12 protein-coding genes and 1 pseudogene are annotated in these 14,259 nt (G+C 73.8%); 6 read left to right on the top strand and 7 right to left on the bottom strand.

Annotated features, from left to right (window positions below; translation table 11 throughout):
• Window positions 1–5: 5 nt before the first annotated feature.
• Window positions 6–2,177, top strand: coding sequence for an FUSC family protein (locus ACFYXA_RS06680; protein WP_352253719.1), 2,172 nt, complete (start codon window positions 6–8; stop codon window positions 2,175–2,177).
• On the opposite strand, the gene ACFYXA_RS06675 is transcribed toward ACFYXA_RS06680, so the two are convergent.
• Complete coding sequence (locus tag ACFYXA_RS06675; RefSeq protein WP_389028768.1) at window positions 2,165–2,668, bottom strand: hypothetical protein; 504 nt, start codon at window positions 2,666–2,668, stop codon at window positions 2,165–2,167. The two genes, ACFYXA_RS06680 and ACFYXA_RS06675, sit on opposite strands and share 13 nt — an antisense overlap.
• A gap of 200 nt (window positions 2,669–2,868) precedes the next feature.
• Here ACFYXA_RS06675 and ACFYXA_RS06670 point away from each other — a divergent pair, with 200 nt between their 5' ends.
• Window positions 2,869–3,714 carry an MIP/aquaporin family protein gene (locus tag ACFYXA_RS06670; protein ID WP_352253608.1) on the top strand — a complete coding sequence of 282 codons (846 nt, stop codon included), beginning with the start codon at window positions 2,869–2,871 and terminating at the stop codon, window positions 3,712–3,714.
• Window positions 3,715–3,783: 69 nt separating this feature from the next.
• Window positions 3,784–5,301: a glycerol kinase GlpK gene (glpK, locus tag ACFYXA_RS06665; RefSeq protein ID WP_389028765.1), complete on the top strand. Its 1,518-nt coding sequence runs from the start codon at window positions 3,784–3,786 to the stop codon at window positions 5,299–5,301.
• 73 nt (window positions 5,302–5,374) lie between these two features.
• Here the strand turns inward: glpK and ACFYXA_RS06660 are convergent.
• Window positions 5,375–6,230 (bottom strand): annotated as a pseudogene (locus tag ACFYXA_RS06660) (MBL fold metallo-hydrolase).
• Window positions 6,231–6,367: 137 nt separating this feature from the next.
• On the opposite strand from ACFYXA_RS06660, the gene ACFYXA_RS06655 reads away from it, so the two are divergent.
• Complete coding sequence (locus ACFYXA_RS06655) at window positions 6,368–7,639, top strand: cytochrome P450 (RefSeq protein WP_389028762.1); 1,272 nt, start codon at window positions 6,368–6,370, stop codon at window positions 7,637–7,639.
• Between the two features lie 54 nt (window positions 7,640–7,693).
• A complete protein-coding gene (locus tag ACFYXA_RS06650) occupies window positions 7,694–9,358 on the top strand; it encodes a multicopper oxidase family protein (protein WP_389028759.1) in 1,665 nt (554 codons plus the stop codon).
• A 79-nt stretch (window positions 9,359–9,437) separates the two neighbouring features.
• Here the strand turns inward: ACFYXA_RS06650 and ACFYXA_RS06645 are convergent, their stop codons facing one another.
• From ACFYXA_RS06645 to ACFYXA_RS06630, 4 genes are all read right to left on the bottom strand, one after another.
• Window positions 9,438–9,689 (bottom strand): DUF2945 domain-containing protein, encoded by a 252-nt coding sequence (locus ACFYXA_RS06645; protein WP_389028756.1) that lies wholly within the window; start codon window positions 9,687–9,689, stop codon window positions 9,438–9,440.
• A gap of 94 nt (window positions 9,690–9,783) precedes the next feature.
• Window positions 9,784–10,740: a sensor histidine kinase gene (locus ACFYXA_RS06640; RefSeq protein WP_352253602.1), complete on the bottom strand. Its 957-nt coding sequence runs from the start codon at window positions 10,738–10,740 to the stop codon at window positions 9,784–9,786.
• The gene (locus ACFYXA_RS06635) at window positions 10,737–11,531 is read right to left on the bottom strand and encodes an MEDS domain-containing protein (RefSeq protein ID WP_352253604.1); all 795 of its coding nucleotides are present in this window, start codon (window positions 11,529–11,531) and stop codon (window positions 10,737–10,739) included. Before ACFYXA_RS06635 ends, ACFYXA_RS06640 begins: the two co-directional genes overlap by 4 nt.
• A gap of 61 nt (window positions 11,532–11,592) precedes the next feature.
• Window positions 11,593–12,849, bottom strand: a complete 1,257-nt coding sequence (locus ACFYXA_RS06630; protein ID WP_389028751.1) for an aminotransferase class V-fold PLP-dependent enzyme — start codon at window positions 12,847–12,849, stop codon at window positions 11,593–11,595.
• Between the two features lie 247 nt (window positions 12,850–13,096).
• Here ACFYXA_RS06630 and ACFYXA_RS06625 point away from each other — a divergent pair, with 247 nt between their 5' ends.
• Window positions 13,097–13,513 carry an ATP-binding protein gene (locus ACFYXA_RS06625; protein WP_351096627.1) on the top strand — a complete coding sequence of 139 codons (417 nt, stop codon included), beginning with the start codon at window positions 13,097–13,099 and terminating at the stop codon, window positions 13,511–13,513.
• A gap of 120 nt (window positions 13,514–13,633) precedes the next feature.
• On the opposite strand, the gene ACFYXA_RS06620 is transcribed toward ACFYXA_RS06625, so the two are convergent.
• Window positions 13,634–14,218, bottom strand: coding sequence for a hypothetical protein (locus tag ACFYXA_RS06620; protein ID WP_389028747.1), 585 nt, complete (start codon window positions 14,216–14,218; stop codon window positions 13,634–13,636).
• Window positions 14,219–14,259: the final 41 nt, after the last annotated feature.

Here is a 14,259-nt window from a genome sequence, read left to right as displayed (position 1 = left end):
CGCTCATGGTGAGGCGGCCCTCGCTGCCCGAATCCCGCAGGGCCGGCCGGCGGGCGGCGCGGGTCACGGCGGCCGCGGCGGCGGGGTTCTACCCGGCGCTGTACCTGCTGGACCAGCCGGTCATGGCGATCTACGCCCTGTTCGCGCCCATCTCGTTCGGCGTCCTGTCACCGGTGCCGGGCTCCGGCCGCCGGCGAGCCCTGACGCTGCTTCGCGCCTTACCGGCCGCCGCCGCGCTGACCGCGCTCGGCACCGCGCTCGCCGTGGCGACCTGGCCGGCCGTCGCAGGCATGGTGTTCGTCGGCTTCGCGCTGACCTTCCTCGCGGCGTGCGGTCCGCGCCTCGCGGGCACCGTCCCCGGACTCCAGCTCTTCTACATCCTCGCCTGCTTCCCGCCGTACGCGCCGGACACCCTGCCGCAGCGGCTCATCGGGCTCACCGCCGGGACGCTGCTGCTCGCGCTCGGCGAGGTGCTGCTCTTCCCGGAGCCGGCTGAGCCGTCGTACCGCGTGCGGCTCGCCGACGCCCTGGACCTGGCGGCCCACGCGGCCGGTTCGTTCGCGGGCGCCGGCCGCAGCAAGGGGACGGACGTCGGCCTCGCCGCCCGGCTCAAGGCGACCGGACGGAGTCTGCGCTTCTCCCAGCAGCCGCCCGGCGCGCGACCGACCGGCGCGGGGCACACCGACCGCGCGCTCGCCCAGGCCGGCTCCGCGACCCGGCGGCTCCTGGACCTGCTGGCCGGGCTCGCCGGGCTCGCCCCCGACCCGGCCGACTCCGCCTCACGGGACCTGCTGCGCGGCATCGCGTCGACGTGCGCGGCGACGGCGGACGCCCTGCGTGGGGCCCGGCCTCTCGCCGGGCCCGAACTGATCGAGGAGATGACCGCCCAGTTCCTGGCCGCGCGCGGCGCCGCCCCCGACGCCCGCGCCGCCCCGTCACGCGCGTTGCTGCTGCGGCAGTCGACGGTGCTGACCTCGGCGGTGTCGGCCGTGACCGTGCGCGCGGCCGCCCTCCTCGCGCTCGGCGGGCCCCGGCCGCTGTTCGGGCTGCCCCGGGCGCAGTTCTGGTACGCCGCGACGCCGGCGGTCCGCCTGTGGGCGCTGCGGATCCTCGGCAATGTCACGCCCCGCTCGGTCGTCTTCCAGAACGCCGTCCGCACCGCGCTCGGGCTGGGCCTCGCCCGTCTGGTCGCGGGCTCACTGGAGCTGACGCACGGCTTCTGGGTGCTGCTGGCGGTGCTGACCCTGGGGCGCACCACGGCGGGCGCCACCTGGTCCGTGGTCCGCTCGGCCGTCGCCGGCACCCTGGTCGGCGCGCTCGCCGCCGGCGTGCTCCTCGTGGGGGCGGGCGACGCCACCGACGTGTACGCCGCGCTGCTCGCCCCGGTGATGCTGCTGGCGTTCACCGTGGGGCCGCTGGGCGGGCCGGCCTGGGCGCAGGGGCTGTTCACCCTGGTGGTCTCCACGGCGTTCGCCCAGCTCGCGCCGGTGACCTGGCGGCTCGCGGAGGCGCGGATCGTCGACGTCCTGACAGGAAGCGCGGTGGGGCTGCTGTGCGGGGTGCTCGCGTGGCCGTCCGGGGCGCGGGCGGAGATCCGGCGCAGTGTGGCGGCGCTGTTCCGGTCCACCGCGCCGCTGGTGCGGGCCACCGTCGCGGCCGCCGCCGGCGAGGGCGGCGTACCCGGCCCCCGGCACGGCGACACGGCGGAGGAGGTGCGCACGGCGCAGCGCCGGCTGCGCATCGCGGAGGCGGTGTACGCGCAGTACCGCACCGAGTTCTCGCCGCGGCCCGCCGGTGAGGGGCCGGACTGGCTCGCCGCGCTCAACTTCGGGTCGCGGGTGCTGGTGGGGGCGCACTGGCTGCCCCGCACCGACAGCATGCGGGATCTGCCGCCCGCCGCGCTGCGCTGGCTGAGGGCGGCGACGGACGAGGTGGAGGCGGCGGCCCTCCGCGCGGCCGGCTTCCCGGCGGACGGCCTGCACATCAGCCTGCCGCCTCTGCCGCCGGATGTCGCGGCCCGCACCTCGTGGAGCGTGCTGCCCCTGCTGACGGACATGGAGGTCTGGTTCGAGGCGCTCACCACGGACCTCGAGGCCACCACGGACCACCGCCCGACACCGACGACCGGACGCCCCGCGCGAGCCCGTGAACGGTGGCACACCCGTCAGCGGACGTAGGTGTCGCAGAGCTGCCGCACGGAGGGCGACACGGGCGCCTGATGGGACCAGCCGCACACGGTGCGCAGGTCGTAGTCGGTGTACGGCGGCTGCGCGGTGCGCGGGGTGCCGGACCGCCGGCGGGGCGCGCCCGGGGCCGGCGCGCGGCCGGGAGCGCGGGCACCGGTCCGGCGCCGGTTCGGCTCGGGCGCCTCGCGCGCCGCCCGCTTGCGCGGCGGGGTGTCCGGCGCGGCTTGCCGGGGCCGGGGCGTCCTGAGGGCGCTGGGCGTGGAACCGGTGCCGACGAGCGCCGACCGGCCGGTGGGCGGGCCGTCGGTCCGGCCGGCCGGCGGTCCGGGCGCGGACGTGCGGACGTCGGCGGCGGCGCTCCCGGTGGCGGGCCGCTGCGGTTCGTCACGGGGCACGGCCACGCAGCCCCCGGCGAGCAGTCCGGCGGCCAGCACCGCCACGAGGGAGAAGGGCACCGCCACGAGGGAGGAGGAACGACGCATCCCCCCACCCTGCCGCCGGGGAACCCAGCCCGGGGCCGCAATCGGCCCTGATCACCGGCACGGGTGACACCGGCCTCGCCGCGCGATCGCGGGCCCCGGGAAACCGTTGATCTGCGCACCCTTTATGACCGACTTATGCTGATCTGGTGAGAGCTCGGGCACTCGAAAGCCGGTCAGGAACCGGCGGGAAGCGGGCTTCCATGGCTGAGCGATTCAAAAGGGCGGGGTTGATCGGCGAATTGTCGGCCGAGTTCGCCGGCACCATGATCCTCATTCTCTTCGGTTGCGGCGTGGTGGCCCAGGTCGTCGCGGGCGGCGCCCTGACGACACCGCCCGGCGGCCTCGGAAACCACGACAGCATCTCCTGGGCGTGGGGCCTCGGCGTCACGCTCGGCGTGTACGTCGCAGCCCGGCTGAGCGGCGCCCACCTGAATCCTGCGGTGACGGTCGCGCTGGCCGCGTTCAAGGGGTTCCCGTGGAACAAGGTGGCGCCCTATGCCGTGGCCCAGACGGCCGGGGCCTTCGTGGCGGCGCTGATCGTGCGCTGGAACTACACCGAGGCGCTGGCGAAGGCCGACCCCGGTCACACCATCAAGACCCAGGGCGTCTTCTCCACACTCCCGGCGAACGGCAATCCGAACCTGCCGGTCCACGAATGGGGGGCGTTCCGTGACCAGATCATCGGCACCGCGATCCTGCTGCTGCTGATCCTGGCCATCACGGATCTGCTGAACACGCCGCCCGGCGCGAACCTGGCGCCGTTCATCATCGGTCTCGTCGTCGTGGCCATCGGCATGGCCTGGGGCACCAACGCGGGCTACGCGATCAACCCGGCGCGTGACTTCGGGCCGAGACTCGCCAGCTTCATCACGGGCTACGGAACGGCATGGCGAGATCAGTACGGGAACTTGTACTTCTGGGTTCCGATCATCGCACCGCTGATCGGCGGCCTGCTCGGTGCGGGCCTGTACAAGGTCCTGGTCGGCCACTTCCTGCCCACGGCGGAGCCGGAGCCCCCCGGCCGTGTCCCGGCGCCCGAGGAGTGACGATCCCCGCGCCGAAGGACCCCATCCCGGCACCCGAGGTGCTGATCCCCGCAACAGAGGCGGTAATCCATGGCTGACTTCGTGGGCGCGGTGGACCAAGGGACCACCAGCACCCGTTTCATGATCTTCGACCACTCCGGCAACGAGGTGGCGAAGCACCAACTGGAGCACGCCCAGATCCTCCCGCAGTCCGGGTGGGTCGAGCACGATCCGGTGGAGATCTGGGAGCGCACCAACTCGGTGATCCAGAACGCCCTGCGGCACGGGAACCTGTCCCCGGAAGATCTCGCGGCGATCGGCATCACCAACCAGCGCGAGACCACCGTCGTGTGGGATCCGCGCAACGGGCGCCCCTACTACAACGCCATCGTCTGGCAGGACACCCGCACCGACTCCATCGCCGCCGCGCTGGAGCGCTCGGGCAAGGGCGACGTCATCCGCCGCAAGGCGGGCCTGCCGCCGGCGACGTACTTCTCCGGGGGCAAGATCCAGTGGATCCTGGAGAACGTCGACGGGGTGCGCGAGGCCGCGCAGCAGGGCCACGCCCTCTTCGGCAACACCGACGCCTGGGTCCTGTGGAACCTGACGGGCGGTCCCGACGGCGGCATCCACGCCACCGACGTGACCAACGCCAGCCGCACCATGCTGATGGACCTGGAGACCCTCGACTGGGACGACGAGCTGCTGGGCTTCTTCGGCATCCCCCGCGAGATGCTGCCCACCATCAAGCCGTCGTCCGACCGCGAGGCCTACGGCGTCACCCGCACCTCCCGGCCCCTGCGGGCGGCGATCCCCATCGCGGGCGTGCTCGGCGACCAGCAGGCGGCCACGGTCGGACAGGTCTGCTACGCGCCGGGCGAGGCGAAGAACACCTACGGCACCGGCAACTTCCTGGTGCTCAACACCGGTACGGAGCTGGTGCGTTCGCAGCACGGGCTGCTGACCACCGTGGCGTACCAGTTCGGCGACAGCCCGGCCGTGTACGCCCTGGAGGGGTCGATCGCGGTGACCGGGTCGGCGGTGCAGTGGCTGCGCGACCAGTTGAAGATCATCTCCAGCGCGGCGGAGAGCGAGAGCCTCGCGCGCACCGTGGAGGACAACGGCGGCGTGTACTTCGTGCCCGCGTTCTCCGGTCTGTTCGCCCCGTACTGGCGTTCCGACGCGCGCGGCGCGATCGTGGGCCTCGCGCGCTACAACGACAACGGTCACCTGGCCCGGGCGACGCTGGAGGCCATCTGCTACCAGAGCCGTGACGTGGTCGAGGCCATGGAGCAGGACTCCGGGGTGCACCTGGACGTGCTCAAGGTGGACGGCGGCGTGACCGCCAACGACCTGTGCATGCAGATCCAGGCCGATGTGCTCGGCGTGCCGGTCAGCCGGCCGGTCGTCGCGGAGACCACCGCGCTCGGCGCCGCGTACGCGGCGGGGCTCGCCACCGGATTCTGGCGGGACACCGACGAGTTGCGGACCCACTGGCAGGAGTCCAAGCGGTGGGAGCCGCAGTGGTCCGAGGACCGGCGGGCGCAGGGCTACGCCGACTGGAAGAAGGCGGTGGAACGGACGCTGGACTGGGCCAAGGTCGAGTGACGCGCACCCGGCTACGACGCGACCGCCGCTCCCCCTGAGCGGCGGTCGCGTCGTCCTTCGCTTCCGCGCGCCGTCACACTCCGCTCACCGTCGCCGCCCCGCGCCCGGCGGTGACGCGAGCACGCTGCCCGTGGCCGCAGTGGACGACTCGACCGGCGAGGCCGAGGGCCTCCGTCTCCGCGAGGAAGGCGGAGAGCGGCGAGCGCATCACGGTGTAGTCGCCGTAGTGGACCGGAAGGATCAGCCGCGGGTCGAGCCGCCGGGCCAGTTCCGCGCCCTGCGCGCCGTCCATGGTCACCACGAAACCGCCGGGCAGGCGGGTGCCGCCGAGATGGAGGACGGCGAGATCGGCGGCGGGGAAACGGCGGGCGATCTCGTCGAGGCCGTCGTGGACGAGGGTGTCGCCCGAGACGTACAGCCGCAGACGGACCGGTCCGCGGGCGGGGCCGAAACTCCAGCATGCTGCCCATCACGGGCGGCAGCAGCCCGCGGAGCACGGGGTTGCCGGCGTGCCGACCGGGCAGCGCCGTCACCCGCACCCGGGCGTCGCCGTGGCGCAGGGTGAGTCCGTGCCACGTGCGCAGCCCGGCGGTCCGGGAGAAGCCGTGGACGACTCTCAGCCGGCGTGCGGCGTGCGGCGTGGTCAGCACCGGCACGGTGTGGTCGAGGAGACGGCGCGCCCGGCGGTCCCAGTGGTCGCCGTGCAGGTGGGACAGCACGATCCCGTCGAGACGGGGGAGGTCGCCGGCGTCCACGGCCGGTTCGGTCAGACGGCGGCTCAGCAGTCCGTACCCGAGGTAGGCGTACTGCCCCCGGTGAAGGAAGTTCGGGTCGGTGAGCAGGGTGAGCCCGCCGTAGCGCAGCAGCACGGTCGCGTTGCCGACGAAGTGGAGATCGAGTGCGTCGTCCGGGGTGTCGTCGCTGTTCATGGCCATGCCCGTCCAACCCGTGCGGGTGCTGTGCCCTGGTTCACGGAGTACCCGCGCCCGCCGAGCTCACTCGACGGCAGGCCTGCCCGGGGAACCGCTCGGCACTGAACGGCGGCGCCGTGGGCACTCGCCGGCGCATGACATCTTCGCCTCGTTCTCCGCACTCTCCCCTCACACTTCCCGACCAGACGCTCCCCCTGCTGGCGGAGGGCTACGCGTGGCTGCCCAACCGCATGCGGGAGACCGGGGGCGACGTGGTGCGCACCCGGCTCGCGGGGCGACCCGTGCTGGCCCTGCGCGGGCCGGAGGCGGTGCGGTTCTTCTACGACGAGCGGCACGTGCGGCGGCACGGCGCGGTCCCGGGCCCGGTGCTGAGCACCCTGTTCGGGCACGGCGCGGTCCACACGCTCGACGGGGACGCGCATCGCGCGCGCAAGGCGCTGTTCCTGCCCCTGCTGGAACAGGACGCGGTCACCGGCTCGGCGAAGGAGATCGCGGCGGCCTGGGACGAAGCCGCCCCCTCCTGGGCGGGGCGTGAACACGTCGTGCTGTTCGACGAGGTGAGCCAAGTGATCACCCGGGGCGTCTGCCGCTGGGCGGGCGTCCCCCTCGACGACGGCGAAGCGGAGCGGACGGCGCGCGATCTGATCGCCATGGTCGACGGGTTCGCCACGCTGGGCCCGCGTCACCTGCGGGCGCGCCGGGCCCGCGGTCGTCAGGAGGCCCGGCTGGCCCGTCTGGTGTCGGACGTCCGTTCGGGCGCAGTGGAGGCCACGGCCGGCTCGGTGCTGGATGCGGTGTGCGGGCACCGGGACGCCTCCGGTGAGCCGCTGGAGCCGCGGACGGCCGCCGTGGAGCTGCTCAACGTCATCCGGCCGACGGCCGCGGTGACCTGGTTCGTGGCCTTCGCGGCGCACGCGCTGCACCGCCGGCCCGAGTACCGGGAGCCGCTGCGGGACGGCGATCCCGCCTTCGCCACCGCGTTCGTCCACGAGGTGCGCCGCTTCTACCCGTTCGCCCCCTTCGTCGGCGGCAGGGCGGTGACGGAGCTGTCCTGGAAGGGCGAACGGGTCCCGGCGGGCGGGCTCGTGCTGCTCGACGTCTACGGCCAGAACCATGACGCGCGCTGGTGGGAGGAGCCGTACGCCTTCCGCCCGCAGCGGTTCCTGGGCCGGCCGATCGAACGCGACGTGCTGATCCCGCAGGGCGGCGGCGAGCCGCGGAGCGGGCACCGCTGCCCGGGCGAACGCGTCGTCATCGGCGTACTGGAGGCGCTGGCCGTGCGCCTGGCCCGGCTCGAGCACACGGTGCCGGAGCAGGACTTGAGGATCTCACTGCGGCGGATCCCGGCGCGACCGCGCAGCGGTGTCGTCCTCGCCGACGTGCGTGTCCCCGCAGGCGATTCGTGAGACGCGCCGCCCCGGTTCACACACATATGACTATAAGACATGTGTTATTCAGTCATGCACACACATACACGGCGCACCGTGCTCGGTGCATCGATCGCGGCCGCCGGTTCGGGAGCCCTGGCCGGCTGCTCCGGGACCGGCCCCGACTCCCGGTCGGCGGCCGGTCCCCGCGCCGGGGCCGACCGTCCCTCGGCGGCCGGCCCGGCCGCCGGCGGCGGTCACGCCGGCGGCTTCGTCCCCAAGGGGCCAGGGGGGTACGTGGACCCGTCCGGTCCCGAGGTGCTCGCCGCCGAGGCGGCCCGCGGGTCGGGACCGGTCCGCGAGGTCAGACTGACCGCCGTGGAGACCGCCCTGGACCTCGGCGGTCTGACCGTCAGATCGTGGGCGTACGGCGACACGCTGCCGGGCAGGGAGATCCGGGTCCGCTCGGGCGACATCCTGGACGTCACGCTCGCCAACCACCTGTCCGAGCCGACGACGCTGCACTCGCACGGTCTGCGGCTGCGCTGCGACATGGACGGCGTGCCCGGCCTGACGCAGTACTCGATCAGACCCGGCGCGGACTTCCACTACCGCTTCGCGGTGGCGTACCCGGGGACGTACTGGCTGCACTCCCACTCGGGCATGCAGCTCGACCGCGGTCTGTACGCCCCGCTGATCGTCGAGGACCCCAGGGAGCCGCTGTCCTACGACAAGGAGTGGGTCGTCGTCCTGGACGACTGGCTGGACGGCGTGAACGGCTCCACCCCGGACGCCGTGCTCTCCGAACTCCTGGGCGGCAGGGCGGCGCCCATGGACATGGGCGAGGAGCTCGCCCACCACCACGGCCCGGGCCACGGCCCCGCCGCCGGCGCCCGGTCGTCGTCCGGCGGCTCCGCCGGCCCGTCCCGCATTCTGCGGCACTCCCGCAGCCGGATGCTGCACAGCCCGGGCGGCCACGTCGACTACCCGCACTACCTCATCAACGGCCGTCTGCCGCAGGCCCCTTCGGTCTTCCAGGCCCGCCCCGGCGACCGGATCCGGCTGCGCATCATCAACGCCGGCGGCGACACCGCGTTCCGGGTGGCGCTGGGCGGCCACCGGATGACGGTGACCCACACCGACGGCTATCCGGTGGAGCACAAGGAGACGGACGCGCTGCTGCTCGGCATGGCCGAACGCTACGACGTGCTCGTCACCGCCCAGGACGGGGTGTTCCCGCTGGTCGCGCTGGCCGAGGGCAAGGACGCCCGGGCCCTGGCCGTGCTGCGCACCGGCAGCGGCGGGACCCCGGGGCCCTTCGTGCACCCCGACGAGCTGGACGGCAGGGTCGTGCCGGCCCGGCGGCTGGTGCCGGCGGAGTCCGTGGCCTTCAGCGACCGCGAGCCGGACCGCGAGATGCGCTTCCGGCTCACCGGCGGCATGGAGAAGTTCGACTGGGCCATCGACCACCAGCCCTACTCCGTCGAACAGCGCCACGCCGTCCGCGAGGGGGAACGGGTGCGGATCACCGTCATCAACGCCACCGACATGTGGCATCCCGTGCACCTGCACGGCCACACCTTCGCCCTGACCGGCATCGACTCGGTCGGGACGCGCAAGGACACGGCGATCGTGCTGCCGCACCGCAAGCTCGTCTTCGACTTCATGGCCGACAACCCGGGCCTGTGGATGCTGCACTGCCACAACCAGTACCACTCGGAGTCCGGCATGATGACCGTCCTCGGCTACAGCAGATGACGGGCGCCGCCGGCGCCTCGGGACAGGAGGGCCGGCCCCGCCCGGCCCTCGCTCCGGGCGTCGTCACGGGGCCCGGAGCTCACTTCTTCCCGCGCTTCTTCAGGGCGGACGGCTTGTGCACAGCCGTACGGCCGGACTTGTCGCTGCGCACCTCGTACTGGGGTTCGTCCGGGGAGGCGTCGACGGTGCGGCCGGCGGCCTTCGTCCGCTCGGTGATCTTCTTCTCCACGGTTCCGGTGGTCTCGGAGCCGTGACTGCTCCAGGCGACCTCGTCGCCCTTCGACGGCTCCTTCTTGCGGCTGCTGCCCTTGGCCATGGCTGCGCTCCTCATGACGGCGGTGCATCCTCCGGGGCCGCGACGGGCGCGGCGCCCTCCCCTCCACCGTGCGGGCCGTCTCCGCGCCCCGCACCCGCGGGGCGCAGGCTCAGCCGCGCAGCGCGCTGTGCAGGCGGATCGTCGTCCCGTCCTCGAGGGTGGACCGCAGCTCGACGAGGTCGCAGAGCTGGTGGGCCAGCCACAGGCCGCGGCCGCCCACCTGGGAGGCGTGGGGCTGCATCCGGCCGGCGAGGGGGTCCGCGATGTGGCCGCCGTCCCAGAACTCGCAGATCATGCGGTCCTCGTCGACCCAGGTCCGCAGCACGCCCCGGCCGCCGCCGTGCTTGATGCTGTTGGCGGCGATCTCCGTGGCGGCGATGCTCAGTTCGCGCAGCCGCACCCCGTCGAGACCGTTGCGCTCGGCGCACTCGGCGATCCGGGCGCGCACCGCGGCGAGGTCTCCCGCCCCGTACGGCAGTTCCTCGAACGGGTCACAGGGGCTGCCCAGGTGCTCGAACGCGTAGGCGGCTTCGGCGTCGTAGCCCTCGCTGGGCCGGCTGCGGCCGTCCTCGCGCAGCTCGGGGTGGCAGCGGGCCATGGCCGTCAGATCGACGTTCGTGCCGTCGGTGTCGTAGGGGCACAGCAGCCACCAGGCGGGGCTGTCGGCGAAGGCCTTGTTGAGCAGCCACTCGTGGTAGCGCAGTTCCCGGACCTCGGCCTGGCTGTGCGCCTCCTCCCAGCTGGACTCGCCGATGCCCCGCACCGGACGGCCGTCGGCGGCGTGCTCGTGGATCCATCCCTGCCAGGCGGCGATGAGCCGCCCAGGGTGGTGGGCGACGGAGTCGGTGTCGACGAAACGGACGGTCGACAGTTCGGGGAGTTCGGCGCGCAGCAGCGACACCTTGTGCTGCGGGACGGCCACGACGACGGCCTCGTCGCCGTCGAGCGCCTCGTGGATGAAGCCGAGCGTGCCGTCGAGGAACGCCTCGCGGCCCTGGTACGGATACAGCTCGTGCCGGTAGCCGGAGCCCTGGTCCCGGGTGTCGCCCGGGGTGCGGTCGGTCATGGGGAGATCACCACCGGCACCTCCGGCGCGGCGAAGCCCGACAACTGCCAGCACAACCGCACGGTCTCGTTGGCCCCCTCGATGATCACCTGTCGGTCGGGAAGGTACCGGGCCGCGTCGGCGAGTGCGCTCATCCCCGCCGCGTCGAAGAACTCCACCTCGTGGCACATCAGGCGCACCACCGGGGCGTGGGCGACGAGGTTGCGCAGCACCGCGCCGAACGCCGCGGCACCCGCGGAGTCGATGACTCCTGTCACCGTCCAGTGTCCCTCTCCGGTCCTGAACACCCGGAACTCGGGTGCTGCGGGTCGGCTGCCCACGTGGTGCGGATGCACACACGTCACTTGATCGAGAGTGGGCGGGTCCCAGTCGGCGGGGCGGTAGGTGCACAGGACCATGGCGCCGCTGTCCGCGGCGAACTCCTCCAGGTCCAGTTCGCTCTGCAGCATGCTGTCGGGAGGCGCGCCGGTGCGGTCGGCCGTGACATGGCGCAGGATGCGCAGGGCGCGGAAGCCCTCGCGTCCGGCGTTCTCGGCCTCGCGGCGCACCGCGGCGAGCAGCGATCCCTCCAGCCGCGCGGGATCGATGAGCACGGGGGCCGGGGTGTCGGGGAGGCGGCGGGCGGATCCGCCGTCCGCTCCGACGATGACGACCTTGTCGCCGAAGAGCGCGCCGTCGGCGACGAAGGCGCGGCTGCGCTCGCCCGCGGTCTCGGCCGGTTCCAGAAGCTGGCAGACGTGGTCGCCGCTCTCCACCTCGTCCAGCGTGGCCAGGCCTCGCGTCGCTCTCACCGGTGTTCCTCTGTCACATGGCTCACCTTATAAGCCGTCGGCCCCGGCCGGCGGGGGCAGGTCAGACGGCCGCCCGCCGGGTCCGGGCCTCGGCCGCCCAGGCGCGGACGACGGGGGCGCAGCGTTCGGCGAACTCCTCGTAGTCGGCGGGGGTGTTGTAGACGTGGGCGGACAGCCGCAGGTATCCGGCGCCGGCGAAGCTGGTGAAAGCGGTCTCGGCGCCCAGTTCGGCGACGGCCCGGTCGCGCAGGGCGTCGGCCTCGACCCGCGTGGCGCCCAGGCCCTCGGGGAGCGGGACCAGGCGCATCCCGGGCACCGGCATGCCGACGTCGGCTGCGGCGGTGTCGTGGGCGTCCGGGCCGGCGAGGGCGGCGGCGACGACGTGGGCGCCGTGGTCGGCGAGGTCGTCCATGTAGCGGCGGGCCGTGTCCCAGCCCCAGACGCGGTCGACGAAGTCGAGGGCCGTGGGCGCGGCCAGCCAGTTCGTGGCGTCGACGGTGCCCTGCTGGTCGAAGCGCTCGGGGAACGCCTCGCGGGCGTTCCAGGAGTCGATGAGGGGGTGCAGTTCGGCGCGCAGCGCTCCGCGGGCGACGAGGGCGGCGGTGCCGCGCGGGGCGCACGCCCACTTGTGCAGGTTGCCCACCCACGCGTCGCAGCGCAGTCCGTCCAGGGGCGCGGCGAGGAGGCCGGGGGCGTGGGCTCCGTCGACGAGCAGGGGGACGCCCCGCCGGGCCGCCTCGGCGGCGACGCGCTCGACGGGCATCCGGCGGGCGGTGGCGGAGGTGATCTGGTCGAGGACGATCAGCGCCACGTCGTCGTCGACCTCGGCCATGACCGCGTCGTACGCCTCTTCGGCGCCGGCCGCGAGCGGCACCCGCGCGGTCCGCACCCGGCCGCCCCTGCGCCGGGCGAGCCGCTCGGCGCCCATGGTGACGGCGCCGTAGCCGTGGTCGGTGACGACGACGTCGCCGCCGGGCCGCGCGGTGAGCGCCGCGTACACGACGCTCGCGCCGGCGCTCGCGTTCGGGACGAGCGCCAGGTCGCCCGCGTCGACGCCGAGGTGGCCGGCGACTTCGGCGCGGGCGGCGGCGACCCGGGCGGGGAGTTCCGGGAACCATTTGACCGGCGCGCGTTCCATCTCGGCCCGCAGCGCGTCCTGCCGCTCCTGCGCCGCGCGGGGCACCGCGCCGAAGGACCCGTGGTTGAGGTGCAGCATGCCGGGGTCGAGACTCCAGGCGAGCGCGGCGGGCCGCCCGTCGGGCAGCAGCAGGGGGCGGGGCGCGGTACGGGGGCGAATGCGGGTGCCGGTGTCGGTCACGTGGCTCCTGTCGGCGGCCGCGGCGGGCCGTGGCTGGGCGGTGGCTCGGGCGGCCTGCGGCCTGGGCGGCGGCTCACGATACCGGTGCGGGCGGGGTGCGACGGGGCCGGCGACGGCCGGGTGGGCGGCCCGGGACCGGGGCCCTGGGCCGCCGCCGTGTTCGGCCGGCTGCCCGGTTGTCCGGCTTCATGCCGCTTCCGCAGGGTAGACGCTGTCCCAGCGGCACCGATCGAGGGAGGGAAACACCGTGGACCGATCAGCGGTGCGTGCAGTGGGCTGGGCTCGTGCTCTGCCGATAAACAGCTCCGTCAAGGAGGCGCGTGACTGGGCCCGCCGGCACCTCGACACGCTGGGCTGGGCCGACGACGACCCACAGACGGTGGACTCGGTCCTGCTCACCGTCTCCGAGCTGGTCACCAACGCCCACCGGCATGCGCGCAGCAGCGCCCAGCTGGTCATGACCTGGGACAGCCGGTGTCTGCACATCGCCGTCCACGACGGGTCGCCCGACCTGCCGAGCCCGAAGCCGCCGAGCACGGAACGCGTCGGCGGGCGGGGCATGATGCTGGTCGACGCGCTCGCCGACAGCTGGGAAACCCGCCCCTGCCCCCACGGCAAGACGGTCACGGCTTGCTTCCGCCCAGCGGAATCCGCACTGTCCTGACCCGACTCACCGGACGGCATCCAGCCGGACGCCCGGTGGGGCACCCGGCGGCCCCTGGAGCCCGGTGCGGGCCGTGCACCCAGCTCGCCCGTTCAGGGCCGCACCGATCGCTTCAGGCTCTCAGTCGAAGATGTCCAGGACATCCGGCCAGGAGCCGCCGTCGCCGGAGCGGGCCCGCATGGGGCGCGGCTCGGGGTAGGTCGCCGCTGCGGCCCTGGCGCGGACCATCTCCGGCCCGCCGCACGCCGCGACCGCGAAGTCACCGAAGACCTTGCCGAATGCGGCCGGGTCGCGGAACTCCACGCCGTACGCCCGGCCGTTCCGCAGCGGCACCCACACCACCCGGTCGAACCGAACCCACTCCAGCACCGGCTGGGCGTCCGCGGTCGAACGCCCCTCCAGCCAAAGCCGTGCCACGTGCAGCAGGTTCACGTCCTGCATCGGCAGCCTCTTTCGCCGCACCCGCAGTTCGCGCGTCGTCAGCTTGATCCGCTGGTCCTTCTTCGGATACCAGACGACGCCGATCCCGAACGGCGCCCACAGGAGGATTCCGATCAGCGGCCAGGCCAGAGCGTCGCCCCACGACCGGAGCAGCCCTCCGTCCAGCAGGTACAGGGGGCCGAAAACTGACGCCCACTTCGCCGTCATCCGCCAGAACCCGGTGCCCTGCCGGTACAGGACCCGACGCTTACTCGTCACAGTCATGCCGACACGCGTCCACGGCCCAGCCGGTCTGCCGGCCTCTG

This window comes from Streptomyces sp. NPDC002566 (genome assembly GCF_042889585.1).
Lineage (GTDB): Bacteria > Actinomycetota > Actinomycetes > Streptomycetales > Streptomycetaceae > Streptomyces.
Note: the sequence above shows the minus strand (reverse complement) of the source record. Positions and strands in the feature narration are given on the sequence as shown.